Origin of the sequence: Pseudomonas capeferrum (assembly GCF_013523055.1) — a bacterium.
In the GTDB taxonomy this organism is placed as follows: Bacteria; Pseudomonadota; Gammaproteobacteria; order Pseudomonadales; family Pseudomonadaceae; genus Aquipseudomonas; species Aquipseudomonas capeferrum_A.
This window is the reverse complement of the sequence record NZ_JAAMQM010000011.1, coordinates 167,379-192,240: the sequence shown is the minus strand read 5'-3', so window position 1 is coordinate 192,240 and position 24,862 is coordinate 167,379. Positions and strand designations below refer to the sequence as shown.

Below are 24,862 nucleotides of genomic sequence, written 5' to 3'. Positions count from 1 at the left end.
GCGTCGATGCCGATCATGATGCTTGTTTCGAGGCCGAGCGTCCGGGCGTGAGCCGGGCGGAAAGGCCCGAGTATAACAGAGCAATCACGGCATGCCGCGTCCCTGCTGCTCAACGGTGTGAGGAATGTCGCTGCCTGGCGCCTCATGACGCCTGAGAATGGCCGTGTAAGCGGGCTCCTGCTTGAACAGACGAAGCTCGTCGGCGAACCGCTGCGCCAGCCGCTCTCGCCCTGGTTTGCGGCTCAGGCCCAGGTACTGCGGTGTTCGGCGGATGATGAAGGAGAGCTCTTCGACCTTCTGCTCCAGCCCCAATCGATGACGCAGGTGGCGGCCGACAAGGCGATCGGTGACCAGCAGATCGATGCGTCCAAGTGCCAGCTTGCCGAAGTTCGCCTCTTGAGTAGGCGCATTTTCGCGGCGAAACAGTGGCGACTCATTGAAGGCGGACCCGTAGTCGTAACCCGATGAGACCCCAACGTTCAAACCCGCAAGGTCCTCCAGTCGCCGGACGGTGTGCGGCTTCGCACGCAGCTGGAAGAGGGTGAACTCGACGGTCGACATCGGCTCGTCCGGATAGATGATGTAGGCAGTACGAGCATCGGTCCGGAAAATGTCCATCACACCGTCGACCAGACCGTGCTCGATCATTGCCAGGCAGCGTTTCCAGGGAAGGAATTGCCACTGCACCTCGATACCCAGGCGCGTGAACACCTCGTTGGCGACCTCGTAATGAATGCCTCGGGGTACGCCCTCTTCCTGGAAGATATAGGGCGCCCATTCTTCGGTCACGATGCGCAGCCGCTCGCCATGCGCCATGAAGCTCAGGCTGGAAAGCGCGAGGACGCAGAGTAGGCGGACGAAGTCAGGCATGTCAGCAGATTACGATGGACGCCTTCGGATGGCCAGCAAGCCCGTGTCCGCCGGTCATGTGCCTGATGGGAATTGCCGGCGAACCCCTCTGCCTCGTCAATGAAAAAGGCCTTGGTCGAGCCAAGGCCTTTTCGTATGGCCGCACAAAGGTCTTCGCGTATGGCCTGTCCGTCAGCGTGGCAGCTTCAGGTTGTTCCAGATGGCGAGGCTCGCTTCGGCCTGGTTCAGCGTGTAGAAGTGCAACCCTGGCGCGCCGCCTTGCAACAGCTGTTCGCACATCTGGGTGATCACTTCTTCACCGAATGCCTGGATGCTCTGGGCGTCATCGGCATAGGCTTCCAGCTGCTTGCGAATCCAGCGCGGGATTTCGGCGCCACAGGCGTCCGAAAAGCGCGCAAGCTTGCTGTAGTTGGTGATGGGCATGATGCCCGGCACGATCGGGATCTCCACGCCCAGCTTCCGTGCGCGCTCGACGAAATAGAAATAGCTGTCGGCGTTGAAGAAGTACTGGGTGATGGCGCTGTTGGCGCCGGCCTTGACCTTGTGCACGAAATTCTTCAGGTCGGCCTCGAAGCTGCGCGCCTGGGGATGCATTTCCGGATAGGCGGCCACTTCCAGGTGGAAATGGTCACCGCTCTCCTGGCGGATGAATTCGACCAGGTCGCTGGCGTAACGCAGGTCGCCATAGGTCATGCCCATCCCGGAGGGCAGGTCGCCGCGCAGGGCAACGATCCGTTTGATACCGGCCGCCTTGTATTGGGCGAGCAATTGGCGCAGTTCTTCCTTGCTGTCGCCGACGCAGGAAAGGTGCGGCGCGGCGGGGATCCTTACTTCGCTCTCCAGCTGCAGCACGGTATTGAGCGTGCGGTCGCGTGTCGAGCCACCTGCTCCATAGGTGCAGGAGAAGAAATGAGGGTTGTAGGCCGCCAACTGACGGGCCACGCCCATCAGCTTCTCATGGCCCGCCTCGGTCTTGGTCGGGAAGAACTCGAAACTGAAACTGCGTTCTTTGGACATCTCAGGATCCTTCAGCCGCAGGCATCAAGCTGCAGGCTGCAAATAAAAGCCAGGACGGTGTGGTCATGATGTTTACTAAAGCCTTGAAGTCTTTGTTGCCTGTTCTGGCCTCATCGCGGGGCAAGCCCGCTCCCCACCTGTACTGCGTCGTTCCATAGATCGGTGCAGTACAGGCGGGGAGCGGGCTTGCCCCGCGATGGGCCGGGACAGACGCTGCAAAACTTAGGTGAACACAGTGAGACTCGTGCAAACCGTCCTGTCTTGGGCATCTGGAACGACAGCGCTCCAGACGTCGGCGAGCTGGCTCGCTCAACGTCCGGAACCCATCACGCACCGCTTAGTAGCGGTAGGCGTCCGGCTTGAACGGCCCTTCGACCGTCACGCCGATGTACTCGGCCTGCTGGGTAGTCAACTGAGTGACAACGCCGCCAAAACCGCGAACCATTTCCAGAGCCACTTCCTCGTCAAGCTTCTTCGGCAACACTTCGACGGTCAGTCGCTCGGCCTTGCGAGCGGCCGGCAGGCTGGCGAACTGCTGCTCGAACAGGAAGATCTGAGCCAGGACCTGGTTGGCGAAGGAGCCATCCATGATGCGGCTCGGGTGACCCGTGGCGTTGCCCAGGTTCACCAGACGGCCTTCGGCCAGCAGGATCAGGTAGTCGTCGTTCTGTGGATCGAAGTCGCCGTGGCCGGTACGGTGGATCTTGTGTACCTGCGGCTTGACCTCTTCCCATGCCCAGTTCTTGCGCATGAAGGCCGTGTCGATCTCGTTGTCGAAGTGGCCGATGTTGCAGACCACGGCACGCTTCTTCAACGCCTTGAGCATGTTGGCGTCGCAGACATTGACGTTGCCGGTGGTGGTCACGATCAGGTCGATGCGGCCCAGCAGGTCACGGTTGATACCGTCTTCGGTGCCGGTATTGATACCGTCCTTGAACGGCGAGACGACTTCGTAGCCATCCATGCACGCTTGCATGGCGCAGATCGGGTCGACTTCGGTGACCTTGACGATCATGCCTTCCTGACGCAGCGACTGGGCCGAGCCCTTGCCCACGTCACCATAGCCGATGACCAGGGCCTGCTTGCCCGACAGCAGGTGGTCGGTACCGCGCTTGATGGCGTCGTTCAGACTGTGACGGCAGCCGTACTTGTTGTCGTTCTTGCTCTTGGTGACCGAGTCGTTGACGTTGATCGCCGGGACTTTCAGCTCGCCCTTGGCCAGCATGTCCAGCAGGCGGTGCACGCCGGTGGTGGTCTCTTCGGTCACGCCGTGGATCTTGTCCAGCATGGCCGGGTATTTCTTGTGCAGGATCTCGGTCAGGTCACCACCGTCGTCCAGGACCATGTTGGCTTCCCATGGCTGGCCATCCTTGAGGATGGTCTGCTCGATGCACCACTCGTATTCCTGCTCGGTCTCGCCTTTCCAGGCGAACACGGGGATGCCGGCGGCGGCGATGGCGGCAGCGGCCTGGTCCTGGGTGGAGAAGATGTTGCAGGACGACCAGCGAACTTCGGCACCCAGAGCAACCAGGGTCTCGATCAGCACGGCGGTCTGGATGGTCATGTGGATGCAGCCGAGGATCTTCGCGCCCTTGAGCGGTTGTTCGGTCTGGTACTTGCGGCGCAGGCCCATCAGCGCAGGCATTTCCGATTCGGCGATGATGACTTCGCGGCGACCCCAGGCGGCCAGGGAGATGTCGGCGACCTTGTAATCGGTAAAACCTGCAGGCGTGTTTACAGCGCTCATCGAGAGCCTCCATTCGTAGTGTGCGAATGGGCGCCGTTGTGCGTTTAGTGTTCGCGTGGCGAACAACGCCCCATCCGAGCCTGACAGGACGAGCCTGCTGCAGCGCCCCTCGGACAGGTGGCGGGCATGGCCCCGCGGCGGGTGTCCATGTGAATCGGCGCAGATTATAGCCTCGGCGGGAGTATTCGCCCAAGGTTTTCTGTCGATTAATCGAGACGATAGTCGATGTTCAATGGAGCGCCGGCAACCGCTCTGCCATCATTACTGCACGATAGCCAAGCAGGTCAGGAGTACAGATGAACTTTCACACCCGCAAATGGGTAAAACCCGAAGACCTCAACCCCAACGGCACGTTGTTCGGCGGCAGCCTGCTGCGCTGGATCGACGAAGAGGCGGCGATCTATGCCATCGTCCAGTTGGGCAACCAGCGTGTCGTGACCAAGTACATCTCGGAGATCAACTTCGTCAGTGCCTCGCGTCAGGGCGACATCATCGAGCTTGGCATCACTGCCACCGAATTCGGCCGTACCTCGATCACCCTGCGCTGTGAAGTGCGCAACAAGATCACCCGCAAGAGCATTCTCACGGTAGACCGCATGGTCTTCGTCAACCTTGGTGAAGACGGCCTGCCGGCCGCTCACGGGCGGACCGAGATCAAGTATGTGCAGGATCAGTTTCCGGATACTGCAGTCGAGTAGAGTCCCAGAACTCTACTGTCAGGGCCGGCTTCTTCGCGGGCAAGCCGCCTCGGCGAAGAAGCCGACACGATACTTCAAGGTTGGGCGCTGACCCTGCGCACCACCCGGCCGATGCTCAGCCCCTGTACCAGGATCGACAACAGCACCACGATGTAGGTGATCGACAGTAGCAGGTCACGTTCCTCGCCCAGTGGCAGCGACAGCGCCAGGGCCACGGAAACCCCACCCCGCAGGCCACCCCAGGTCAGTACCCGCACTGTGCCTTTCGGCACGCTGCGCCAGCGACGCAACAGTACGATGGCTGGAGCCACGGTCAGCAGCCGCGACAGCAGTACCGCCACCGCCAGCACGCCACCCGCTGCCAGGTGCAGCCAGTTGAACGGCAACAGCAACAGCTCCAGGCCGATCAGCGCGAACAGCAGGGCATTGAGCATGTCGTCGATCAGCTCCCAGAAGCCGTCCAGGTAGCGTCGGGTCATGTCGTTCATCGCCAGGTTGCGCCCCAGGTTGCCGATGATCAGCCCCGCGACGACCATCGCGATCGGCGCCGAGACGTGCAGTTCATAGCACATGGCCGAACCGCCGATGACCAGTGCCAAGGTCAGCATCACTTCAATCTGGTATTGCTCGATACTTTTGATCATGCGGTAAGTGGCATAACCGATCACGCCACCGAAGACGATGCCGCCGAGGGCTTCGCGCGCGAAGAGGATGGCGGTGTCGGCGACACTCGGGGCTTCGCCGAGTTGGGCGATGCCGAGCAGGACGGTGAACACCACGACCGCCGTGCCGTCATTGAACAGCGATTCGCCGACGATGGTGGTCTTCAGCGGTTTCGAGGCGTTGGCGGTACGCAGGGCGCCCAATACGGCAATCGGATCGGTGGGCGAGATCAGTGCGCCGAACAGCAGGCAATAGAGCATGCTGACGTTCCAGCCGAACAGGCTGAAGATCCAATGCGCCAGGAAACCGATCACCACCGTGGCGATCAGTACGCCCACTGTCGCCAGCAGGCCGATCGGCCAGCGATAGCTGCGCAGATCCGTCAGGTTGACGTGCAGGGCGCCAGCGAACAACAGGAATGCCAGCATCCAGTGCATCAACAGGTCGTTGAAGTCGATCTGGTTCATCAGGCTTTCGACGCGCTCTTCCAGGCCTGGATAGCCAATCAGGCTGAGGCCCTGGAGCATCAACGAGAACAACAGCGCCGTGACCATCACGCCGATGGCGGGTGGCAGGCCGATGAAGCGGTAGTTGACGTAGGTGAGAAGTGTGGTGAGGCAGATAAACGCAGCGACTAGCTCAAGCATCCGGGATCCTGTGAAAATGGCTTGCAATTCTTAACCCGAATCGCTCGGGCAGTTCTTTGATGACCTGGCCAAGGGTTCGGGACACAGTTTTTCGACTGTCAACGTTGACCGCGTTTCAAGGAGAGGGTTTCGCATTGGCCTAATTTGGTGGTCGGGAGTTGGCCGTGCGCGGGCTTGCCCTAATGCCGGTCAGTCGAGCAACAGCCACCCATTTTGCGAATGCCGCGCTTATCGTACAGCTCTTGAACCTTCTGTGACGCTTACGGCCTCTCGCGGGACAAGCCCGCTCACCACCAGGACACCATGCACCGGTGGTGAGCGGGCTTGTCCCGCGAGAGGCCGTAAGCGTCACAGAAGATTTAGAGGCCGAAGAGTAAGCCTCGGCATTCGCAAATGGATGGCTGTTGCTCGACTGACCGGTATTGGGCCAACCTGACGTCGGCAATTGCCAATCAAGCCCACGCGGTAGCCGCCAAAGAACCTTTCAAGGGCGCGATGCTCTTACTTCGACTACCCACAAGGAAAACCAGCCATGACCATTGCCCTTTGGTGTGTGTTGATCGCGATGTTCCTGCCGCCACTCTGTGCCTTGATCGCGAAGGTGGGCAGTGGCCGTTTCGGTATGCGCCACAACCATGACCCGCGTGCCTTCCTCGATAGCCTGGAAGGCCTGCCGCGTCGCGCCCACGCTGCCCAGCAGAACGGTTACGAAGCCTTCCCGGCGTTCGCCGCAGCCGTGGTGATTGCCGATCTGGTCGGCAATGCCGAGCAGGTGACGCTGGATGTGCTGGCCGTGCTCTATATCACCAGTCGCCTGCTCTACATCATCTGCTACCTGGCCGACTGGGCGACATTACGCTCCCTGGTGTGGTTCTCCGGGGTGGCCCTGATCGTGGCGATGTTCGTCGTCTCGGCCTGAATCAAGGGACTTTGGGCACATCCGGCAGAGGCATGCCCTTGGGCCAGAGCAGCCAGATCTGGCCTTGCTGCTTCATGTTGCCTGCCAACTCGCCCGCTTGCGCGCCGGTCCCCCAGAACAGGTCGGCACGCACTTCGCCGGTGATCGCCCCGCCGGTATCCTGCGCCGCCACGGGGCGAACCACCGGGCTGCCGTCCGGTCGGGTGGTCGATAGCCACAGCAGGCTGCCCAGCGGAATCACCTTGCGATCGATCGCCACGCTGTAGCCGGCAGTCAAGGGCACGTTGAGCGAACCACGCGGGCCCTCGTTGCTGTCCGGGCGGGCACTGAAGAACACATAGCTAGGGTTGCTGGCCAGCAGCTCCGGAACCCGGGTCGGATTGGCCTGGGCCCAGGCATGGATGCTGCCCATGGTCACGTCTTCCTTCTTCAACTGCCCCTGATCCACCAGCCAACGGCCTATCGGCCGATAGGGGTGACCATTCTGGTCGGCATAGCCCAGGCGCAATTGACGTCCGTCCTCGAGTTGAATGCGTCCCGACCCCTGGATCTGCAGGAACTGCAGGTCCATCGGGTCGGTCAGCCAGGCCAGCACCGGCGCATCGACGCCATCACGGTTGATGACCTCGGCCGTGTCGTAGGGCTTGAGTACCCGGCCTTCCACGCGACCTCGCAGGCGCTTGCCCTTGAGTTCGGGATAGACGCCGTCCAGCGCGACCACGACCATGTCTTGCGGTACGCCGTAGACGGGCACATTGGTGACGTCGGTCCGTGCCAGGCTGCCCGGGTACACCGGTTCGTAATAGCCGGTGATCAGGCCATTGACGTCGTTCTGCGCCGAACGCAGGCCATAGACCTGCAGGTTCTGCTGAAGAAAACCACGGATCTGCGTGGCCTCGGCCGGGACCTGGGCAGCGGCCTGGCAGCTCGCGGCCCAGACCGGGTCGCGCTTGAGGCGTTCGCAGGCGCTGCGCCATGCCTGGAAGCCTGCTACCAGATCCGTGTCACTGACGCTCGGCAGGTCTTTCCAGCCGCCACTGACGTACGTGGCGACGGCGTGAGGCTCTGGTTTGGCGGTTTCGCCGCCATTGCACCCTGCGAGAAGCGCCAAGGCCGGAAGCGCCCAGGCAAGGTGGCGCAAAGCTGATTTCATCGAGAATCCTTATGGGGCAGGCTGCCGCTGGCCAACCCTGTATTTGGTGGGGGTATTGGTGTTTACCGAGCATGCGAGGATACTGACGACCTTTTCCTGCTCGCCATGTGAACCTGATGCGCACACGTTTCATAGTGTTACTGGTGGTCGGCCTGTCCCTGGGCGCTTGTGACCGTGACGATCCTAACTCACCACTGGGCCAGCGCAAGGCGATCTTCCGGCAGATGCTCAAGACCAGCGAAGAGATGGGAGGCATGCTGCGCGGTCGTCTGCCGTTCGACGGCGAGAGGTTCGCAGAAGGGGCGGTCAAGCTCGATGAGCTCGCCCATGCGCCATGGCAGCATTTTCCAAAGGCCAGGGATGAAGGCGAGAGCAGTGCCCGGGACGATGTCTGGGCGCGTCAGGCGCGATTCGACGAGCTGGCGCGCCACCTGGAAGAGGTTACGGGCCGATTGGTCGGCGTGACACGCGACGAAGCGCTGGAGAGTGCTCGCCTGAAAGAGCCCATGGACACCGTGGAAGCGGCCTGTACGGCCTGCCACAAGGAATTCCGGACTCATTGAAGGCTGCGGAGCCACAGCCCCGATGTGACCTTGCGCAGCCGCGTGCGGGGTACCGCCGAGGTTACTTGTCCAGTGCGTCCAGGGCTTGCTGGAGCTCGGTATTGGATTCGGCGAGCTTGGTCTTGCGCTTCTCGATCTTTTCGGCGTCGCCTTTCTTCATCGCCTTGTCGAGGTCGCGTTTGCGCTGGGAGACTTCGTGACGGGCGTCGAGAACCTTCTGCTCGCGTTCCTTGCGCAGGGAGCTGTCGGTGCAGTGCTCGGTATTTTCCGTGAGTGCCTTTTCCAGACCGGAGATCTGCCCCTGATTGTCGTGCGCACGCGCTTCCTTGAGCTGGTTTTCGATGGCGCTACGTTTGGCAGCGCAGCCGGTGAGGCCGGCATCAGGTTGTGCTGCTTGCAGCGAGTTGGCGGCCAGGGAAAGGGTGGACAGCAGGATGAGCGACGAAACCAGTTTCATGGGGCCTCCTTTCGGGACGGGCAATAAAGTGGTGGAAATGCTGCCCTGATTTCAAGGATAGATAAACCTTTAATATGAATTTCCGGCGCAAGTTCGGAAAAGCCTTACATTTGAGCCTGTTCGATTGTTGCGCGCTAGAAGCCGGCGATGCCGTGCTCGCGAAGCTGTTCGGCCAGCGCCTGAAGGCGAGGGTCGCGAAAGAAACGTTGCAATTGTTCCGATCGCGCCTGGCCTACTCCCGGCTCCCGACGCCATTGCATCGCCGTTCTGGCAGCCAGTGTAGCCCAGTCGGAATCGAGCTCGAGGTGGCGTGGCACGGGTGCGCCCAGTGCGCGTATCCACTGTGCGAAGGGGCGTGCTCGAGCCTTGTCGAAACTGTCGAGCAGGCGGGCGACCCGTGTCTCCTTGAAATCGGGTAACAGTTGCAATTGCTCGTTGCCCAAGGCGAGCCAGTCCCCTAGCGTGTTTACCTGCCCGGCATCCACCAGGCGTCCCCATACGCCAGGCCCCAGTTGTGGCAAATCCAGCCCATGCTTGCCACTGAGCCAACTGAGCCTGGCAATGAATTGCTCCTTGCAACCTGTACTGGGTTGCCAGCAACTCATCGCATGGAACTGTCCGGCGGGCGGCGGGGCGACGGGAGCGCGCTCGGCGCTACGGTGCACCACTCGATCGACGCGTGGAACGCTGAGACCGGCCAGGCTGATGGCGACCTGGTCCCCTGGGCGAATATCGAGGCTTTTCCACCGTGCCAGGGAGCCCAGGCTGACCTGATTGACGCGACGGTCATCCAGGGTGACCGGAGCCAGGCGCAGCAGCGGAGTGACGCGCCCGGTACGGCCGACACGGAAGCGCACCTCTCGTACTTCGGTCAGGGCCTGGGCAAGCGGGTATTTCCAGGCGGCGATCCAATAGGGAGCACGTGCTTTCCAGCGAGCTGCGGGCGGGCGCTTGTCCTGGCGCAGGATCACGCCGTCGGTGGCAAAAGGCAGGGGAGAGCCGTACCAGTGATCGCGCCAGTGCGCGGCTTCCTCGTAGTGATGGACGCGCTGGCTATAGCGCGCGGTATCGGGCAGCCCCAGCTGCTCCAGGCGTGACTGACGTTCGGCCTGAGACCCGGGGCCGTCTGGCCAATCCCAGACAAACAGGCCGATGCCCTGTGCCTTGTCCGCGGGCAATCGCTTGCGTGCCATGAGGCCCGCTACCGTGCTGCGTGCATTGAGGCTGCCCGCCGTGCTTTGCATGTGCCCGTCGAGTCGCCAGTAGAGTTCGCCTTGAAGAACGAGGTCGAGCGGTTGTAACAATTGCCGAGGCAGGTGGCCCAAGTGTGGCAGGTGGCGACTCCAGTCATGCCCGCGGACGCCATCGCCGCGGCTGAGCAGGCGCACCAGCGTGCCGGCTTCGTACACCAGGGTCACGGCGACGCCATCGACCTTGGGCTGTATCCACAGGTCCTGCTTGTCGCGCATCCACTCACGCACGGCGTGCTCGTCGGGCAGCTTGTCGACGCCCGTGTGCGGCACGGGATGCTGGATCGGTCCTCGGGCCGTGGCGAGCGGATGGCTGGTGTCCGCCTGGCCGAAACAGGCGTGCAAGTGTTCGAGGCGCTGCCTGCTCTGGTCGTAGAGCGTGTCTTCGACCAACGACACGCCCAAGCGGTGATAGTGGTCGTCCCAGTTGGCAAGCGTATGGCGGAGCTGGCGGATTTCTCCATGCGCCCGATCCTCCGGCCAGGCGGGACAAGTCTTGGCGAATGCCGAGGGGAAGTAGAGGCAGCAGCTCAGGGCAATCAACAGCGCGTAGGGCATGGCCAGCATCCTTGCTCGCATTGGGGAATGCACAGCGTAGGCAGCCTTTCGTGTCTGTGATCCGGCGAGTTGTCAGGCGATGTGACAGGCTTGCGGGCAACGTTTCCACTGCCATGAAAAAGCCCCTGCCGATCACTCGACAGGGGCTTTTTCATGGGGGCGCGGGGCTACATCCGCCGCGCTTGTCTCTTACAGACCCGCGGCGCTGCGCAGTGCTTCGGCGCGGTCGGTACGTTCCCAGGTGAAGGTGGTGAAGGTGTCGTCACCCACGGTCTTCTGCTGCGGGGTGCGACCGAAGTGGCCGTACGCTGCCGTCTCCTGGTACATCGGGTGCAGCAAGTCGAGCATCTTGGTGATCGCGTATGGACGCAGGTCGAAGCATTCGCGAACCAATTGCACGATCCGCTCGTCGGCGACCTTGCCGGTACCGAAGGTGTTTATCGAGATGGAGGTGGGCTGCGCCACGCCGATGGCGTAGGACACCTGGATCTCGCAACGCTCGGCCAGGCCGGCGGCAACGATGTTCTTGGCCACGTAGCGACCCGCGTAGGCAGCGGAACGGTCGACCTTGGACGGATCCTTGCCGGAGAAGGCGCCGCCACCGTGGCGAGCCATGCCGCCGTAGGAATCGACGATGATCTTGCGGCCGGTCAGGCCGCAATCGCCCACCGGGCCACCGATGATGAAGTTGCCGGTCGGGTTGATGTGGAACTGGGTGTCCTTGTGCAGCAGCTCGGCCGGCAGGGTGTGCTTGACGATCAGCTCCATGACGGCTTCGCGCAGGTCCTTGTAGGACACTTCAGGATTGTGCTGGGTCGACAGTACGATCGCGTCGATACCCACCACCTTGCCGTTCTCGTAGCGGCAGGTGACCTGGGACTTGGCGTCCGGGCGCAGCCAGGGCAGCAGGCCGGACTTGCGCGCTTCGGCCTGACGCTCCACCAGTCGGTGGGAGAAGCAGATCGGCGCCGGCATCAGCACGTCGGTCTCGTTGCTGGCGTAGCCGAACATTAGGCCCTGGTCGCCGGCGCCCTGGTCTTCAGGCTTGGAACGGTCGACGCCTTGGGCGATGTCTACCGACTGCTTGCCAATGATGTTCATCACGGCGCAGGTGGCGCCGTCGAAGCCGACTTCGGAGCTGTCGTAGCCGATGTCGATGATGACCTTGCGGACCAGCTCTTCGAGGTCGACCCAGGCCGAGGTGGATACTTCACCGGCAATGATGGCGACACCGGTCTTGACCATGGTCTCGCACGCGACGCGCGCGTACTTGTCCTGGGTGATGATGGCATCAAGGACCGCGTCCGAAATCTGGTCGGCGATCTTGTCCGGATGCCCTTCGGACACGGACTCGGAAGTGAAAAGGGAGTATTCGCTCATCTCGAAGGGTTCCTGAGGTTTACCGAGGGTGAATGTCGCCAGCGGGTCGCTGGAAATGTCGGACTTGAATCTGGAAGCCGTTGCGCAAGCCGACGTAGAGACTGTCTTCGGGCGTCAGGCCCGCTGTCCTGGCCCAAGTGGCCAGGTCGTCCTGCTCGAAGCCCAGCCAGAGGTCGCCGCAGGCATCGCGGGCCCAATGCTGGTCATGGCTGCACAGCTCGGTGACGAGCAGGCTGCCGCCGGCCTTGACGTGCCCGGCCAGCAGGCGCAGGGCCAGAGCCGGATCGTCGAAATGGTGCAGCACCATGTTCAGTACCACGCAATCGGCCTGCTCCTGTGTGGCGCTGAGCGCATCGGCCAATTGCAGGGTCACGTTGTCGAGCCCCTTGCGCAGGCACAGCTGGCGGGCCAGTTCGAGCATGGTCGGGCTGTTGTCCAGTGCCGTGACGTGGGCGAAGCGGCGCGCCAGCTCGGGCAGGAATTCGCCATCGCCCGGACCGACCTCCAATGCGCTCGCCTGCTCGTCGAAGCTGAGCTTGTCGAGCAGTGCCAACAGGCTCTCGCGGTACTGGGGCAGGCCTGCGATAAGGTCCTGCTGGGCGCGGAATTTCTCTTCCACACGCAGGAAAAAGTCCTGGCTGGTAGCGGCCCGGCGTTGTTGCACCTGAGCAATGCGCGCTTGGACATCGTCCGGCAGCGAAAGGCTGTCGGCCTCGTCGAGCAACGCAGAGTGCAGACGACCGCCCAGACGCAGCGGGTCGGGCAGGGCGCGGCGGTAGAAGATCGCATTGCCTTCGCGGCGTGTAGCAACCAGCTCGGCCTGTGCCAGCACCTTGAGGTGATGGCTCATGCCGGACTGGCCGGTGGCGAAGATCTGCGCCAGCTCCAGCACGCCATAGGAGTCGTTGGCCAGGGCGCGCAGGACATTCAGGCGCAGCGGATCGCCACCGGCCTTGCACAGGGCTGCCAGTTCGTCGCTTTGCTGATGTTGGGTCGAAGGTGCGCGCAGGTTCATGAGGCCGCAGTCTAGACAGGCGCCGCTATCGTCGCAATAGCAATATCAAAAAGTTTTGATATTGCACGATAGGCGGCCCGTCGATCCTTGGAATCGACCGCTTCAGGGGCGTACTGCCGGCAGAATGAGCCTGAAAACAGGAAATTCGTCCCTGTTCGTCCATCCGTCATTGCCCCCAGGGCAACTGTGGGCGAAAATGACCGCCTTTTGTTACATCACTCATACAAAGCCCAGGAGATTAGCGATGCCCAGCCGTCGTGAGCGTGCGAACGCTATTCGTGCACTCAGCATGGATGCCGTGCAAAAGGCCAACAGCGGCCACCCAGGTGCCCCCATGGGCATGGCGGATATCGCCGAGGTACTGTGGCGTGACTATCTGAAGCACAGCCCGAGCAACCCGAAATTCGCTGACCGCGACCGCTTCGTGCTGTCCAACGGCCACGGTTCGATGCTGATCTATTCGCTGCTGCACCTGACCGGCTACGACCTGTCGATCGATGACCTCAAGGGTTTCCGCCAGTTGCACAGCCGTACGCCAGGCCACCCGGAGCTGGGCTACACCCCTGGCGTGGAGACCACCACCGGACCCCTGGGCCAGGGCCTGGCCAATGCGGTCGGTTTCGCGCTCGCCGAAAAAGTGCTGGCCGACCAGTTCAACCGCGAAGGCCACCAGGTCGTCGATCACCACACCTATGTCTTCATGGGTGACGGCTGCATGATGGAAGGCATCTCCCACGAAGTCGCCTCGCTGGCCGGCACGCTGGGCCTGAACAAGCTGATCGCCTTCTACGATGACAACGGTATCTCCATCGATGGCGAAGTCCATGGCTGGTTCACCGACGACACGCCAAAGCGTTTCGAAGCCTACAACTGGCAGGTGATCCGCAATGTCGACGGTCATGACGCCGACGAGATCAAGACCGCCATCGAAACGGCGCGCAAGAGCGACCGTCCGACCCTGATCTGCTGCAAGACCATCATCGGTTTCGGCTCGCCGAACAAGCAGGGCAAGGAAGATTCCCACGGTGCGCCGCTGGGCAACGATGAAATCGCCCTGGCCCGCAAGCAGTTGAACTGGAACCACGGTCCGTTCGAAGTGCCTGCCGACATCTACGCCGAGTGGGACGCCAAGGACGCCGGTGCCAAGGCCGAGGCCGACTGGAATCAGCGCTTCGACGCCTACGCCAAGGCCTTCCCCGACCTGGCCGCCGAGTTCAAGCGCCGCGTGGCGGGCGAGCTGCCGGCCGACTTCGCCGAGAAGGCCCAGGCCTACATCGCCGAAGTCGCCGCCAAGGGCGAGACCATCGCCAGCCGCAAGGCCAGTCAGAACACCCTGAACGCCTTCGGTCCCCTGCTGCCCGAACTGCTGGGCGGCTCCGCCGACCTCGCCGGTTCCAACCTGACCCTGTGGAAAGGTTGCAAGGGCGTGGCTGCCGACGATGCCAGCGGCAACTACGTGTTCTACGGCGTGCGCGAGTTCGGCATGACCGCGATCATGAACGGCGTCGCCCTGCATGGCGGCCTGGTGCCTTACGGCGCGACCTTCCTGATGTTCATGGAATACGCCCGCAACGCCGTGCGCATGTCCGCCCTGATGAAGCAGCGTGTGGTGCATGTCTACACCCACGACTCCATCGGCCTGGGCGAGGACGGCCCGACCCACCAGCCGGTCGAGCAGTTGACCAGCCTGCGCAGCACACCGAACCTCGACACTTGGCGTCCAGCCGACGCGGTCGAATCGGCCGTGTCCTGGAAGCATGCCCTGGAGCGCAAGGATGGGCCTTCGGCGCTGATCTTCTCGCGTCAGAACCTGCAGCACCAGGAGCGCGATGCCGACCAGATCGCCGCGATCGGCCGCGGTGGCTATGTACTGAAGGACTGCGCGGGCGAGCCCGAGCTGATCCTGATCGCGACCGGCTCCGAAGTTGGCCTGGCCGTTCAGGCGTTCGACAAGCTGACCGCCCAAGGCCGCAAGGTGCGTGTGGTTTCCATGCCATCCACCAGCGTGTTCGATGCCCAGGATGCCGGCTACAAGCAGTCCGTCCTGCCGCTGGAAGTCAGCGCGCGTATCGCCATCGAAGCTGCTCATGCAGACTTCTGGTACAAGTATGTCGGTCTCGAAGGCCGTGTCATCGGCATGACCACCTACGGGGAGTCGGCTCCGGCGCCTGCGCTGTTCGAAGAGTTCGGCTTCACCCTGGACAATATCCTGGCGACCGCCGAAGAACTGCTGGAAGACTGATGTACAGTGGAGGGCATCGATGCCCTCCGATCACCGAGGCCATTGTCGTGGTTCGTCCCGACGTGTGCCTCGGTCGATCAAGCTCGGTTCGACGTTGCATTCAGGCCGTTCTGCACAGGTCACGCCGTACGCCCCCGAGGCGTTGACGCGGTCTGTGCAGAGCGGCCTGAATGCAACGGCAGCGGCCGATTACCAGACGGTCTCGGTAGGTACGGCCATACTACGCACTAGTTCGTGAGCCCCCATGTCCCAAACGCGTCCTTACAAAGTTGCACTCAACGGCTACGGCCGCATCGGTCGTTGCGTACTGCGCGCATTGGTCGAGCGGGGGGCGAAGGCCGGTTTCGAGATCGTTGCACTGAACGACCTGGCCGACCTGGCCAGCGTGGAATACCTGACACGCTTCGACTCTACCCACGGGCGCTTTCCCGGCGAGGTGAAGGTCGAAGGCGACTGTCTGCATATCAACGGCGACTGCGTGAAGGTCTTGCGCAGCGCCACGCCTGAAGGCATCGACTGGGCCGGCCTGGATATCGACCTGGTGCTGGAGTGCTCCGGCGCCTATCACACCCGCGCCGACGGTCAGCGGTTCCTCGATGCCGGTGCACCGCGCGTGCTGTTTTCCCAGCCGATGGCCAGCGAGGCGGACGTCGATGCCACGGTGGTCTACGGCATCAACCAGGACGGCCTGAATGGCCATGAGCGGCTGGTCTCCAACGCTTCCTGCACGACCAACTGCGGCGTGCCGCTGCTGCGCGTGCTGGATCAGGCATTCGGCATCGAATACGTATCGATCACCACCATCCACTCGGCGATGAACGACCAGCCGGTGATCGACGCCTATCACCATGAGGACCTGCGTCGTACACGCTCGGCCTTCCAGTCGGTGATTCCGGTGTCCACGGGACTGGCACGCGGTATCGAGCGTCTGCTTCCGGAACTTGCCGGGCGAATTCAGGCCAAAGCCGTGCGCGTGCCGACGGTTAACGTATCCTGCCTGGACATCACCTTGCAGACTGCCCGTGACACCACCGCGGCCGAAGTCAACCGGGTGCTGCGCGAAGCCGCGAGTACCGGTCCGCTGCAGGGTCTTCTGGCCTACACTGAACTGCCGCACGCCAGCTGTGATTTCAACCATGACCCGCACTCGGCCATCGTCGACGCCAGCCAGACCCTCGTTTCCGGCCCGCGCCTGGTGAACCTGTTGGCCTGGTTCGACAACGAGTGGGGGTTCGCCAACCGCATGCTCGACGTTGCCGACCATTTCCTGCGCGTCGTCCACTCCACTAGCACCACCTGCAAACAGCCCTGAAGGACCGCATTCATGACCGTGTTGAAGATGACCGACCTCGACCTGCAAGGTAAGCGCGTACTGATCCGCGAAGACCTCAACGTCCCCGTGAAGGACGGTGTGGTAAGCAGCGATGCGCGTATCCAGGCTGCGTTGCCGACCATCCGCTTGGCCTTGGAAAAAGGCGCCGCCGTGATGATCTGCTCGCATCTGGGCCGTCCGACCGAAGGCGAGTTTTCGGCCGAGAACAGCCTCAAGCCGGTGGCCGACTACCTGACCAAGGCCCTGGGGCGCGATGTGCCGCTGGTAGCCGACTACCTGGACGGTGTCACTGTCGGTGCGGGTGACCTGGTGTTGTTCGAGAACGTACGCTTCAACAAGGGCGAGAAGAAGAACGCCGACGAGTTGGCGCAGAAGTACGCCGCACTGTGCGACGTGTTCGTCATGGATGCCTTCGGCACCGCTCACCGTGCCGAAGGTTCCACCCACGGTGTCGCCAAATTCGCCAAGGTCGCGGCGGCTGGCCCTCTGCTGGCCGCCGAGCTGGATGCCCTGGGCAAGGCCCTGAAAGCCCCGGCCAAGCCGATGGCGGCCATCGTCGCCGGCTCCAAGGTCTCGACCAAGCTGGACGTGTTGAACAGCCTCAGCCAGGTCTGCGACCTGTTGATCGTCGGTGGCGGCATCGCCAACACCTTCCTGGCCGCGGCCGGTCACAATGTCGGCAAATCGCTGTACGAGCCTGACCTGATCGAGACCGCCAAGGCCATCGCGGCCAAGGTCAACGTGCCATTGCCGGTGGATGTAGTCGTCGCCAAGGAGTTCGCCGAGAGCGCCGAAGCCACCGTCAAGAGCATCGCCGAGGTGGCCGACGACGACATGATCCTGGATATCGGTCCACAGACCGCCGCCAATTTCGCCGAGGCGCTGAAATCCTCCAGGACCATCCTGTGGAACGGTCCGGTCGGTGTCTTCGAATTCGACCAGTTCGGCAATGGCACCAAGGTGCTGGCTCAGGCCATCGCCGACAGCAGCGCCTTCTCCATTGCCGGTGGTGGCGATACCCTGGCGGCCATCGACAAATATGGCGTCGCCGAAAAGATCTCCTACATTTCTACCGGCGGCGGCGCCTTCCTCGAGTTCGTCGAGGGCAAGGTCCTTCCCGCGGTCGAAATCCTGGAACAGCGGGCCAAGGCCTGAAAAGGTCGACGCCTGGCAGAGGAAGCGAGCCGATGCTCAAGCGATTGCCTGTGATGATCCTGGCGGGTCTGCTCGCCGCCTGCTCCAGCGGGCCGGCCCCGGAGGCCAATGGCCCGACCCCTGCCCAGGGTGGCTGCTACCAGTCCCAGTGGCAGGCGGAGACCGTACCGGTGATCAGCAAGCGCCTGGGACCTGTCGGTCTCGAGAAGTACGACGACGAACATCAGCAGCGCGCGCCGGGTTGCCCTTGATGGCGCATGGCAACCTGGGCGCCGTTTCGTGGTCTTTGGAGGATTATCGATGAGAGCGCTCATGGCCGGGTTGGCCTTGGCGGTCCTGGCAGGATGTACCGGCTTGCGATCCACTTCGCCTGCGCCGTCGGCCGACTGGACTCGCTGGGTCTGCGACAGTGGGGCCGAGCTGGCATGGCGTCTTGCGGACGCAAATGGAGATACTGTAGAGGTACGTTTGGGCGCGGGCGATCGAGTCTATCGGCTGGCGTCCGAGCCGGGGGCGTCCGGGAGCCTGTATGGCGATGGCGTCCTGGCGTTCCATGTCCAGGGCGAAGAAGGCCTGGCGTACTGGGTAGCGACCAACGATCTGATAGGGCGGGGCTGCAAGGCACCGTGACTGGCCGGGCCGCCGTGGCGGCCCACACAACATCAACAGCAACCGCCGCTGCGGCAGGCTTGCACGAAAAACGACGCTTGTCGGGAGAGAGATACACAATGGCACTCATTAGCATGCGCCAGATGCTGGACCACGCCGCCGAGTTCGGTTACGGCGTTCCAGCTTTCAACGTCAACAACCTCGAGCAGATGCGCGCCATCATGGAAGCCGCCGACAAGACCGACTCTCCGGTCATCGTCCAGGCTTCGGCCGGTGCTCGCAAGTACGCTGGCGCCCCCTTCCTGCGTCACCTGATCCTGGCGGCCATCGAAGAATTCCCGCACATCCCGGTGTGCATGCACCAGGATCACGGCACCAGCCCTGACGTCTGCCAGCGTTCCATCCAACTGGGCTTCAGCTCCGTCATGATGGACGGCTCGCTCAAGGAAGACGGCAAGACGCCTTCGGACTACGACTACAACGTCCGCGTGACCCAGCAGACCGTGGCCTTCGCTCACGCCTGCGGCGTCTCCGTCGAAGGCGAGCTGGGCTGCCTGGGTAGCCTGGAAACCGGTCAGGCCGGCGAGGAGGACGGTATCGGCGCCGAAGGTACCCTGGACCACAGCCAGATGCTGACCGATCCGGAAGAAGCCGCCGATTTCGTCAAGAAGACCCAGGTCGACGCCCTGGCCATCGCCATCGGTACCAGCCATGGTGCCTACAAGTTCACCAAGCCGCCGACCGGCGACATCCTGGCCATCGACCGTATCAAGGAAATCCACAAGCGCATCCCCAACACCCACCTGGTGATGCACGGTTCTTCCTCGGTCCCGCAAGAGTGGCTGGCGATCATCAACCAGTACGGTGGCGAGATCAAGGAGACCTACGGCGTACCGGTCGAAGAGATCGTCGAGGGCATCAAGTACGGCGTGCGCAAGGTCAATATCGACACCGACCTGCGTCTGGCTTCGACCGGCGCGATTCGTCGTCACATGGCGATGAATCCGAGCGAGTTCGACCCACGCAAATTCTTCGCCGAGACCGTGAAGGCCATGCGTGACGTCTGCATCGCTCGCTATGAAGCCTTCGGCACCGCCGGCAATGCTTCGAAGATCAAGCCGATCTCCCTGGAAGACATGTTCCAGCGCTATGCCAAGGGCGAGTTGGCCGCCAAGGTCAACTGATCCCAGAGTGAAGAAACCCGCAGCGATGCGGGTTTTTTTATGGCTCCCTACTGTCCGCAAGGTACAACCGCCGGTCGAAAGTCACCCGTTTTTTCAGTGATGGCCAACTGATTGTTTTGTGTCTTTGCTGCTCCGAACTAGAGTAGATTATCGGATCCAAACTGGACGTGGTCGTTGGAGCTCTGGAACAGTATGGATTGCGCTTACTCTTCTGCATCCCACGGCAGCTCGGTTCTGCTGGTCGTGGATGACTACCCGGAGAACCTGCTCAGCATGCGAGCCTTGTTGACCCGCCAGGACTGGCAGGTGCTGACGGCCAGCTCAGGCACGGAAGCCTTGAGCGCGCTGCTCGAGCACGAGGTGGACCTGGTTCTGCTCGATGTGCAGATGCCCGAGATGGACGGCTTCGAAGTCGCCCGCCTGATGCGCGGCAGCCAGCGCACGCGCCTGACGCCGATCATCTTCCTGACCGCCAACGAACAGTCCCAGGCCTCCGTGATCAAGGGCTATGCCAGCGGCGCGGTGGATTATCTGTTCAAACCCTTCGACCCCCAGATCCTCAAGCCGAAGGTCCAGGCCCTGCTCGATCAGCAACGCAACCGGCGGATGCTGCAGCGCCTGACCCGTGACCTCGAGGCGGCAAGGGCATTCAATGCTTCGATCCTGGAGAATGCCGCGGAAGGTATTCTCGTCGTGGAGGAAGCCGGCGTGATCAGCTTTGCCAACCCAGAGGCGTCGCGTCTGCTCCAGGCCTCGGTGGAGCAGCTTCGAGGTGCGCATTTTCTGGACCTGATCCAGCTGTCGGGTCCCTGCCTGTGGCGAGAGTCGGCGTTCTACCAGGCCTACCGGGAACGGACGATCCTCCGTGTCCATGATGGCCATCTGCGAACCCCGGCAGGACAACTGGTGCCTGTTGCGCTGTCCTGTGCCCCATTGCCGGTCGAGCAGCGGGCCATGGTGGTGACGGTCCTCGACATGTCGGTGGTACGCAGCCTGCATCAGCAGCTCGAGTATCAAGCCGTGACCGACCCGTTGACCGGGCTGCTCAATCGTCGTGGTTTTCATCAGGCTGTCGAGGGCGCGCTGCTGCGCACCGAACGCTCGGACAAGACCCAGGCCCTGATGTACATGGACCTGGACGGCTTCAAGAGAATCAACGACACCCTGGGGCACGAAGCAGGTGATCAGATCCTGCGCTGGGTCGCGGAGCAGATCAAGGATTGTCTTGGCAGCCAGGCGCTGCTGGCGCGCATGGGCGGTGATGAGTTCACCGCGTTGTTCGACGGCCTGCTCTATCCCGAACAGGCAGGGCGGTATGCCGAAAAACTGCTCGAGCGCATGTCGATGTGCCGTCAAGTGGATGGGCTCGATGTCTGCCTGGGTGTCAGCATCGGCATCGCTACCTATCCCGAGTGTGGGACGAGTGTCGACGCTCTGATTCGCGCGGCAGACGCGGCCATGTATGCGGCCAAGCAGGCAGGGCGTCAGCAGTATCGCTTTTACGATCAGGAGCTCAATGGTCGTGCGCACTCGCGCCTGATGCTCGAAAACAGCGTGCGCGCGGCGATCGAGCAGGAGGATTTCAACCTCGTCTACCAGCCTCAGGTGGCCTTTGCCGACGGTCGTCTGCGCGGCTTCGAAGCCTTGCTGCGCTGGCAGCATCCCAGCGTCGGCGACGTCCCGCCCGGGCTGTTCATTCCTTTGCTCGAAGAAGCGCGGTTGATCAACCGGCTGGCTAGCTGGATCTATGACAAGGGCGCCGCTCAGCGACGGGCTTGGTACCCGTGCTTCGATCACGAGCTGGTGCTGGCGATCAGCCTGAGCCAGGCTCAGTTCACCCTGCCGTCACTGGTCGACGAGCTGCAACGGGTCATTCTGGAGCATGGTCTGCTGCCCTCGCAGCTGGAGGTCGAGGTGGCGGAGACCTCGTTGATGTACAACATCGACGCAGCGGTCAAACAGGTGCATCGACTGCGCGAGCTGGGCGTGCGGGTCGCGCTGGACGATTTCGGCGCCGGTGACTGCTCGCTGCGCATGCTGCGTGACCTGCCCATCGATACCTTGAAGCTGGACCGCCATCTGGTTGCCAGGCTGCCCGACTCCCGCGCGGATGTCGCCTTGGCTCGCAGCGTCATCGAGCTGTGCCTGGACTATGGCATCACGGTGATCGCCGAAGGCGTGGAGACCCAGGCCCAGGCCGATTGGTTGAAGGCCAACGGCTGCGAATATGTGCAGGGCTTCCTGGTTGCCCACCCGATGCCCCCAGAGAAGGCGAGCGATTTCCCGGTGATTTTCCCCTGGCCCGCGTCATGATTGGATAAACTCTGCCCTTCTTCGGCCGACTCCGTCGTCATGACCGCACTACGCTACTTGCAAGCCTACCCACAGCATCTGCAGGATCAGATACGCCAGCTGATCGCCAGCGACCGCCTGGGCGATTACCTGCGCCAGCGCTATGCCGATCGCCATCAGGTGCAGAGCGACAAGGCGCTTTATGCCTATGCCCAGGGCCTTAGGCAGGAGTACCTGCGTAGCGCGCCCAGTCTCGACAAGGTCTTGTTCGACAATCGATTGGACCTGACGCACCGTGCCCTCGGGCTCAACACCGCCGTGTCGCGGGTCCAGGGCGGGAAGCTGAAGGCGAAGAAGGAAATCCGCATAGCCTCGCTGTTCAAGGACGCAGCGCCGCAGTTCCTGCGCATGATCGTCGTGCACGAGCTGGCGCACCTCAAGGAGCGCGATCACAGCAAGGCCTTCTACCAGCTCTGCGAGCACATGGAGCCGGCCTATCACCAATTGGAGTTCGATCTCCGGGTCTACCTGACCTACCGGGAACTGCCCGGCGCCACCTGAACCACAAGGATCGATGCAGATGGACGTAAGCAAGACCAAGAGCAGCTTCTACCGACGGCTCTACGTAGCCTGGCTGATCGATAGCCAGACAGCCTCGAGCGTACCCGCACTGATGGAAGCGACCGGCATGCCCCGCCGGACGGCCCAGGACACCATCACCGCGCTGGCCGACCTGGACATCATCTGCGAATTCGAGCAACAGGACGGCGCCCGCCGCCATGCCGGGCACTACCGTATCCGTGACTGGGGCGCGATCGACAAGCAATGGATCGCCGCTCATCTGGCGCAAGTCCGAGAAGTCCTCGGCTACCCCTGAACAGTGTCCTGCGCCGCAGCGTCGCTCAGTTCGGCGTGCCCTTGACCAGGTGCGCGGCCAGGGTGCGCAGCGGGCCGAGCTGGCGGCAGATCAGCGCCAATTGCGTCTGCACCAGCCGCTGATGCTCATCCAGTTCCTCGGGCATCTGCTCCAGCGCATCGGCCAATGCGTCCTCGGCATCGCTGTGAATGGCGATCGGTAACTTGGCGGAAAGTCCATTGGCGATCTCGTCCAGGCTGTCGGCCAGGCGGGTACCGGCGCCATCGATCAACTGTTCCCGTACCTCGCCAGGCAATACGGTGTCGCGGTGCGCGCCCAGGCCCGAGAGGTAACTCAGCAAGGTGTGCGAGAGCACCAGGAAGCGAAAACCGACGTCGGCCTCCTTACGGAAATGGCCAGGTTCCATGAGCATGTTCGACAGCGTCGTGGACAGCGCGGCATCGGCGTTGTGGGCGTTGCGCCGCGCCAGGCGGTAGGCCAGGTCGTCACGCTTGCCATTGGCGTACTGCTCCATGATCTGGCGCAGGTACTGGCTGGCGCAGGTCAGGGTGTTGGCCAGTACCTTGTTCAACCTGCGGCCCTGCCAGTCAGGAAGGAACAGGAACACCGCCAGGATGGCGATCAGGCTGCCGACCAGCGTATCGAAGAGGCGCGGCAGGAACAGGCCGTAGCCATCACCGGTCTGGTTGAAGCAGAACAGCACCATCAAGGTGATCGCCGCCGTGGCCAAGGTGTAGCGCGTGGTGCGATTGACGAAGAACACCACCCCGGCGGTCACCGCGAACAGCGACTGGACGATCGGGCTGGGGAACAGGTCGAACAGCGCCCAGCCGACCGTGAGGCCGATGGCCGTGCCGATGATCCGCTGCCCCAGCTTGCGACGCGTTGCGCCGTAATTGGGCTGGCAGACGAACAGCGTGGTAAGGATGATCCAGTACCCTTGGGTCGGATGGATCAGGTGCACCATGCCGTAGCCGATGGACAGTGCCAGGGGCAGGCGCAGCGCATGCCGAAAGATCAGCGAAGTGGGCGTGAGCTGGGTGCGCAGGCGAATCCAGACGTCCTTGAAGCTGCGCGGCGAGCGATCCAGCAGGCTGCTGTCGCTGGCATCGGCGAGGCTGTCCGGGCTGCTGGCGGCACCGAGCAGGCGATCCAGGGTCGCCAGGTTGTTGGCCAGGGCGCGCAGCGAGCGCAGCAGGCCGCGCCAGGCCGGGTTGTTCTGGGTGCGCAGGTGCTCGAGGGAAGCGTGCAGGTCTTCGAGCGCCTCGGCGAAGCCGGTGTCGTAGACGAACGGCTGGCGCAGGCGCAGGGAAACCGACAATTGCTGGCAGGCAGTGCCTTGCTGGCGCAGAAGGCGTTGGCAGCGGAACATCACGTCGCTGTGGAAAAACGCCTCGGCCAGCGCGTTGTAGGGATAGTGCGAGGCGCTGACACGCTCGTGGATGTCCTGGGCCAGAAAGTACAGCTTGAGGTAGCGACTGACCTTGGAGTTGGGCTGGCTGTTGCCCACGCGGTGCAGGATGATTTCCTTGGCCGCATTGAGCGCAGCCACCACTTTGCCGTTCTGCTGCGCCAGTTCCAGGCGCCGAGCCTCGACGTCCAGGTTGCGGATCGGCTCGAACAGGCTGGCCTTGAGCTTGAGGTAGCGACCCAGCTCATAGAACAGTCGGGCCAGGCTCTGCTGTACCGGCTGATTGGAGAACAACGCCTGCCACAGCACCGACAGCAGGCCATACCAGGCCGCGCCGGCCACCAGCAGCAGGGGCTCGTGCCAGAAATCGGTGACTTCACCGCCGCGCTGGTCCACACCGATCATGGTGTACACCGACAGGATCAGGGTCGCCGAGGCGATTGCCCCGTAACGCTCGCCCAGCGCGCCCAGCATGGTCAGGCAGAATGCCGCCAGGGCCATGGCGCAGACGAAGAGCAGAGGGTAGGGAAACAGCAATTCCACCGACAGGGCCGCCACGGTGAAGCACACCAGGGTCACGGCCAGGGCATTCAGACGGCCTTGCCAGCTGTCATCGGTTTCAGCCAGGGCGCTGGCGATGATGCCGAGGAACAACGGAATCAGCAGGGCCATTTCGTCCTGGTGCCAGCACAGCGCCATGCTGCCGGTGAGTGCGATCAGCACCCGGATGCTGTAGCTGAATTTGTCGAGAGCCCACAGGCGACGCAAGGAATGGCGGAAGGACGACGAAGACATGATGGCCTGCTGGCAGTGATCGAAGGA

At 62.7% G+C, this 24,862-nt stretch carries 22 protein-coding genes and 1 riboswitch; of the genes, 12 read left to right on the top strand and 10 right to left on the bottom strand.

All coding sequences use genetic code 11. The features are described 5' to 3' along the window. Positions 1 to 84: 84 nt before the first annotated feature. From G7009_RS14430 to ahcY, 3 genes are all read right to left on the bottom strand, one after another. On the bottom strand, positions 85 to 870 hold the full coding sequence (locus G7009_RS14430) for a substrate-binding periplasmic protein (protein ID WP_181130751.1): 786 nt from the start codon (positions 868 to 870) through the stop codon (positions 85 to 87). Positions 871 to 1,041: 171 nt separating this feature from the next. Next, entirely contained in the window at positions 1,042 to 1,887 is an 846-nt protein-coding gene (gene metF, locus G7009_RS14425) for a methylenetetrahydrofolate reductase [NAD(P)H] (protein WP_181130750.1), read from the bottom strand. A 337-nt stretch (positions 1,888 to 2,224) separates the two neighbouring features. Further along, complete coding sequence (gene ahcY, locus G7009_RS14420) at positions 2,225 to 3,634, bottom strand: adenosylhomocysteinase (protein WP_181130749.1); 1,410 nt, start codon at positions 3,632 to 3,634, stop codon at positions 2,225 to 2,227. Positions 3,635 to 3,655: 21 nt separating this feature from the next. Further along, a riboswitch (S-adenosyl-L-homocysteine riboswitch) is annotated at positions 3,656 to 3,751 on the bottom strand. A gap of 179 nt (positions 3,752 to 3,930) precedes the next feature. Between ahcY and G7009_RS14415 the strand changes: the two genes are divergently transcribed. Then, entirely contained in the window at positions 3,931 to 4,332 is a 402-nt protein-coding gene (locus G7009_RS14415) for an acyl-CoA thioesterase (RefSeq protein WP_181130748.1), read from the top strand. Between the two features lie 74 nt (positions 4,333 to 4,406). On the opposite strand, the gene G7009_RS14410 is transcribed toward G7009_RS14415, so the two are convergent. Beyond that, positions 4,407 to 5,642, bottom strand: a complete 1,236-nt coding sequence (locus tag G7009_RS14410) for a cation:proton antiporter (protein WP_181130747.1) — start codon at positions 5,640 to 5,642, stop codon at positions 4,407 to 4,409. A 532-nt stretch (positions 5,643 to 6,174) separates the two neighbouring features. On the opposite strand from G7009_RS14410, the gene G7009_RS14405 reads away from it, so the two are divergent. Further along, the gene (locus tag G7009_RS14405) at positions 6,175 to 6,561 is read left to right on the top strand and encodes an MAPEG family protein (RefSeq protein ID WP_181130746.1); all 387 of its coding nucleotides are present in this window, start codon (positions 6,175 to 6,177) and stop codon (positions 6,559 to 6,561) included. Position 6,562: 1 nt separating this feature from the next. On the opposite strand, the gene mltA is transcribed toward G7009_RS14405, so the two are convergent. Continuing rightward, positions 6,563 to 7,714, bottom strand: coding sequence for a murein transglycosylase A (gene mltA / locus G7009_RS14400; protein ID WP_181130745.1), 1,152 nt, complete (start codon positions 7,712 to 7,714; stop codon positions 6,563 to 6,565). A gap of 116 nt (positions 7,715 to 7,830) precedes the next feature. Between mltA and G7009_RS14395 the strand changes: the two genes are divergently transcribed. Continuing rightward, complete coding sequence (locus G7009_RS14395) at positions 7,831 to 8,277, top strand: c-type cytochrome (RefSeq protein ID WP_181130744.1); 447 nt, start codon at positions 7,831 to 7,833, stop codon at positions 8,275 to 8,277. 61 nt (positions 8,278 to 8,338) lie between these two features. Here G7009_RS14395 and G7009_RS14390 read toward each other — a convergent pair whose 3' ends face one another. From G7009_RS14390 to G7009_RS14375, 4 genes are all read right to left on the bottom strand, one after another. Further along, positions 8,339 to 8,734, bottom strand: coding sequence for a DUF1090 domain-containing protein (locus G7009_RS14390; protein ID WP_181130743.1), 396 nt, complete (start codon positions 8,732 to 8,734; stop codon positions 8,339 to 8,341). A 134-nt stretch (positions 8,735 to 8,868) separates the two neighbouring features. After that, the gene (gene ligB / locus G7009_RS14385; protein WP_181130742.1) at positions 8,869 to 10,542 is read right to left on the bottom strand and encodes an NAD-dependent DNA ligase LigB; all 1,674 of its coding nucleotides are present in this window, start codon (positions 10,540 to 10,542) and stop codon (positions 8,869 to 8,871) included. A 189-nt stretch (positions 10,543 to 10,731) separates the two neighbouring features. Then, entirely contained in the window at positions 10,732 to 11,922 is a 1,191-nt protein-coding gene (metK, locus tag G7009_RS14380) for a methionine adenosyltransferase (protein WP_181130741.1), read from the bottom strand. A gap of 19 nt (positions 11,923 to 11,941) precedes the next feature. After that, on the bottom strand, positions 11,942 to 12,937 hold the full coding sequence (locus tag G7009_RS14375; RefSeq protein ID WP_181130740.1) for an ArsR/SmtB family transcription factor: 996 nt from the start codon (positions 12,935 to 12,937) through the stop codon (positions 11,942 to 11,944). A 244-nt stretch (positions 12,938 to 13,181) separates the two neighbouring features. On the opposite strand from G7009_RS14375, the gene tkt reads away from it, so the two are divergent. From tkt to G7009_RS14330, 9 genes are all read left to right on the top strand, one after another. After that, positions 13,182 to 15,179 carry a transketolase gene (tkt, locus tag G7009_RS14370; protein ID WP_181130739.1) on the top strand — a complete coding sequence of 666 codons (1,998 nt, stop codon included), beginning with the start codon at positions 13,182 to 13,184 and terminating at the stop codon, positions 15,177 to 15,179. 244 nt (positions 15,180 to 15,423) lie between these two features. Next, complete coding sequence (gene epd / locus G7009_RS14365; protein ID WP_181130738.1) at positions 15,424 to 16,491, top strand: erythrose-4-phosphate dehydrogenase; 1,068 nt, start codon at positions 15,424 to 15,426, stop codon at positions 16,489 to 16,491. 12 nt (positions 16,492 to 16,503) lie between these two features. Continuing rightward, a complete protein-coding gene (locus G7009_RS14360) occupies positions 16,504 to 17,667 on the top strand; it encodes a phosphoglycerate kinase (RefSeq protein WP_181130737.1) in 1,164 nt (387 codons plus the stop codon). 32 nt (positions 17,668 to 17,699) lie between these two features. Next, positions 17,700 to 17,918 (top strand): hypothetical protein, encoded by a 219-nt coding sequence (locus G7009_RS14355; protein ID WP_181130736.1) that lies wholly within the window; start codon positions 17,700 to 17,702, stop codon positions 17,916 to 17,918. A gap of 49 nt (positions 17,919 to 17,967) precedes the next feature. Continuing rightward, entirely contained in the window at positions 17,968 to 18,297 is a 330-nt protein-coding gene (locus tag G7009_RS14350; protein ID WP_181130735.1) for an MliC family protein, read from the top strand. A 98-nt stretch (positions 18,298 to 18,395) separates the two neighbouring features. Beyond that, complete coding sequence (gene fba, locus G7009_RS14345) at positions 18,396 to 19,460, top strand: class II fructose-bisphosphate aldolase (RefSeq protein ID WP_181130734.1); 1,065 nt, start codon at positions 18,396 to 18,398, stop codon at positions 19,458 to 19,460. Positions 19,461 to 19,652: 192 nt separating this feature from the next. Further along, positions 19,653 to 21,773: a putative bifunctional diguanylate cyclase/phosphodiesterase gene (locus tag G7009_RS14340; RefSeq protein WP_181130733.1), complete on the top strand. Its 2,121-nt coding sequence runs from the start codon at positions 19,653 to 19,655 to the stop codon at positions 21,771 to 21,773. Positions 21,774 to 21,812: 39 nt separating this feature from the next. Further along, positions 21,813 to 22,313, top strand: coding sequence for a M48 metallopeptidase family protein (locus tag G7009_RS14335; protein ID WP_181130732.1), 501 nt, complete (start codon positions 21,813 to 21,815; stop codon positions 22,311 to 22,313). A 19-nt stretch (positions 22,314 to 22,332) separates the two neighbouring features. Then, positions 22,333 to 22,629, top strand: coding sequence for a winged helix-turn-helix domain-containing protein (locus G7009_RS14330; protein ID WP_181130731.1), 297 nt, complete (start codon positions 22,333 to 22,335; stop codon positions 22,627 to 22,629). Positions 22,630 to 22,654: 25 nt separating this feature from the next. Here G7009_RS14330 and yccS read toward each other — a convergent pair whose 3' ends face one another. Beyond that, positions 22,655 to 24,835 (bottom strand): YccS family putative transporter, encoded by a 2,181-nt coding sequence (yccS, locus tag G7009_RS14325; protein ID WP_181130730.1) that lies wholly within the window; start codon positions 24,833 to 24,835, stop codon positions 22,655 to 22,657. Between the last annotated feature and the right edge of the window lie 27 nt (positions 24,836 to 24,862).

Coding starts and splice junctions, on each gene's coding strand:
- G7009_RS14430 (WP_181130751.1), bottom strand. CDS start 870: ATGCCTGACTTCGTCCGCCTACTCTGCGTCCTCGCGCTTTCCAGCCTG.
- metF (WP_181130750.1), bottom strand. CDS start 1,887: ATGTCCAAAGAACGCAGTTTCAGTTTCGAGTTCTTCCCGACCAAGACC.
- ahcY (WP_181130749.1), bottom strand. CDS start 3,634: ATGAGCGCTGTAAACACGCCTGCAGGTTTTACCGATTACAAGGTCGCC.
- G7009_RS14415 (WP_181130748.1), top strand. CDS start 3,931: ATGAACTTTCACACCCGCAAATGGGTAAAACCCGAAGACCTCAACCCC.
- G7009_RS14410 (WP_181130747.1), bottom strand. CDS start 5,642: ATGCTTGAGCTAGTCGCTGCGTTTATCTGCCTCACCACACTTCTCACC.
- G7009_RS14405 (WP_181130746.1), top strand. CDS start 6,175: ATGACCATTGCCCTTTGGTGTGTGTTGATCGCGATGTTCCTGCCGCCA.
- mltA (WP_181130745.1), bottom strand. CDS start 7,714: ATGAAATCAGCTTTGCGCCACCTTGCCTGGGCGCTTCCGGCCTTGGCG.
- G7009_RS14395 (WP_181130744.1), top strand. CDS start 7,831: ATGCGCACACGTTTCATAGTGTTACTGGTGGTCGGCCTGTCCCTGGGC.
- G7009_RS14390 (WP_181130743.1), bottom strand. CDS start 8,734: ATGAAACTGGTTTCGTCGCTCATCCTGCTGTCCACCCTTTCCCTGGCC.
- ligB (WP_181130742.1), bottom strand. CDS start 10,542: ATGCCCTACGCGCTGTTGATTGCCCTGAGCTGCTGCCTCTACTTCCCC.
- metK (WP_181130741.1), bottom strand. CDS start 11,922: ATGAGCGAATACTCCCTTTTCACTTCCGAGTCCGTGTCCGAAGGGCAT.
- G7009_RS14375 (WP_181130740.1), bottom strand. CDS start 12,937: ATGAACCTGCGCGCACCTTCGACCCAACATCAGCAAAGCGACGAACTG.
- tkt (WP_181130739.1), top strand. CDS start 13,182: ATGCCCAGCCGTCGTGAGCGTGCGAACGCTATTCGTGCACTCAGCATG.
- epd (WP_181130738.1), top strand. CDS start 15,424: ATGTCCCAAACGCGTCCTTACAAAGTTGCACTCAACGGCTACGGCCGC.
- G7009_RS14360 (WP_181130737.1), top strand. CDS start 16,504: ATGACCGTGTTGAAGATGACCGACCTCGACCTGCAAGGTAAGCGCGTA.
- G7009_RS14355 (WP_181130736.1), top strand. CDS start 17,700: ATGCTCAAGCGATTGCCTGTGATGATCCTGGCGGGTCTGCTCGCCGCC.
- G7009_RS14350 (WP_181130735.1), top strand. CDS start 17,968: ATGAGAGCGCTCATGGCCGGGTTGGCCTTGGCGGTCCTGGCAGGATGT.
- fba (WP_181130734.1), top strand. CDS start 18,396: ATGGCACTCATTAGCATGCGCCAGATGCTGGACCACGCCGCCGAGTTC.
- G7009_RS14340 (WP_181130733.1), top strand. CDS start 19,653: ATGGATTGCGCTTACTCTTCTGCATCCCACGGCAGCTCGGTTCTGCTG.
- G7009_RS14335 (WP_181130732.1), top strand. CDS start 21,813: ATGACCGCACTACGCTACTTGCAAGCCTACCCACAGCATCTGCAGGAT.
- G7009_RS14330 (WP_181130731.1), top strand. CDS start 22,333: ATGGACGTAAGCAAGACCAAGAGCAGCTTCTACCGACGGCTCTACGTA.
- yccS (WP_181130730.1), bottom strand. CDS start 24,835: ATGTCTTCGTCGTCCTTCCGCCATTCCTTGCGTCGCCTGTGGGCTCTC.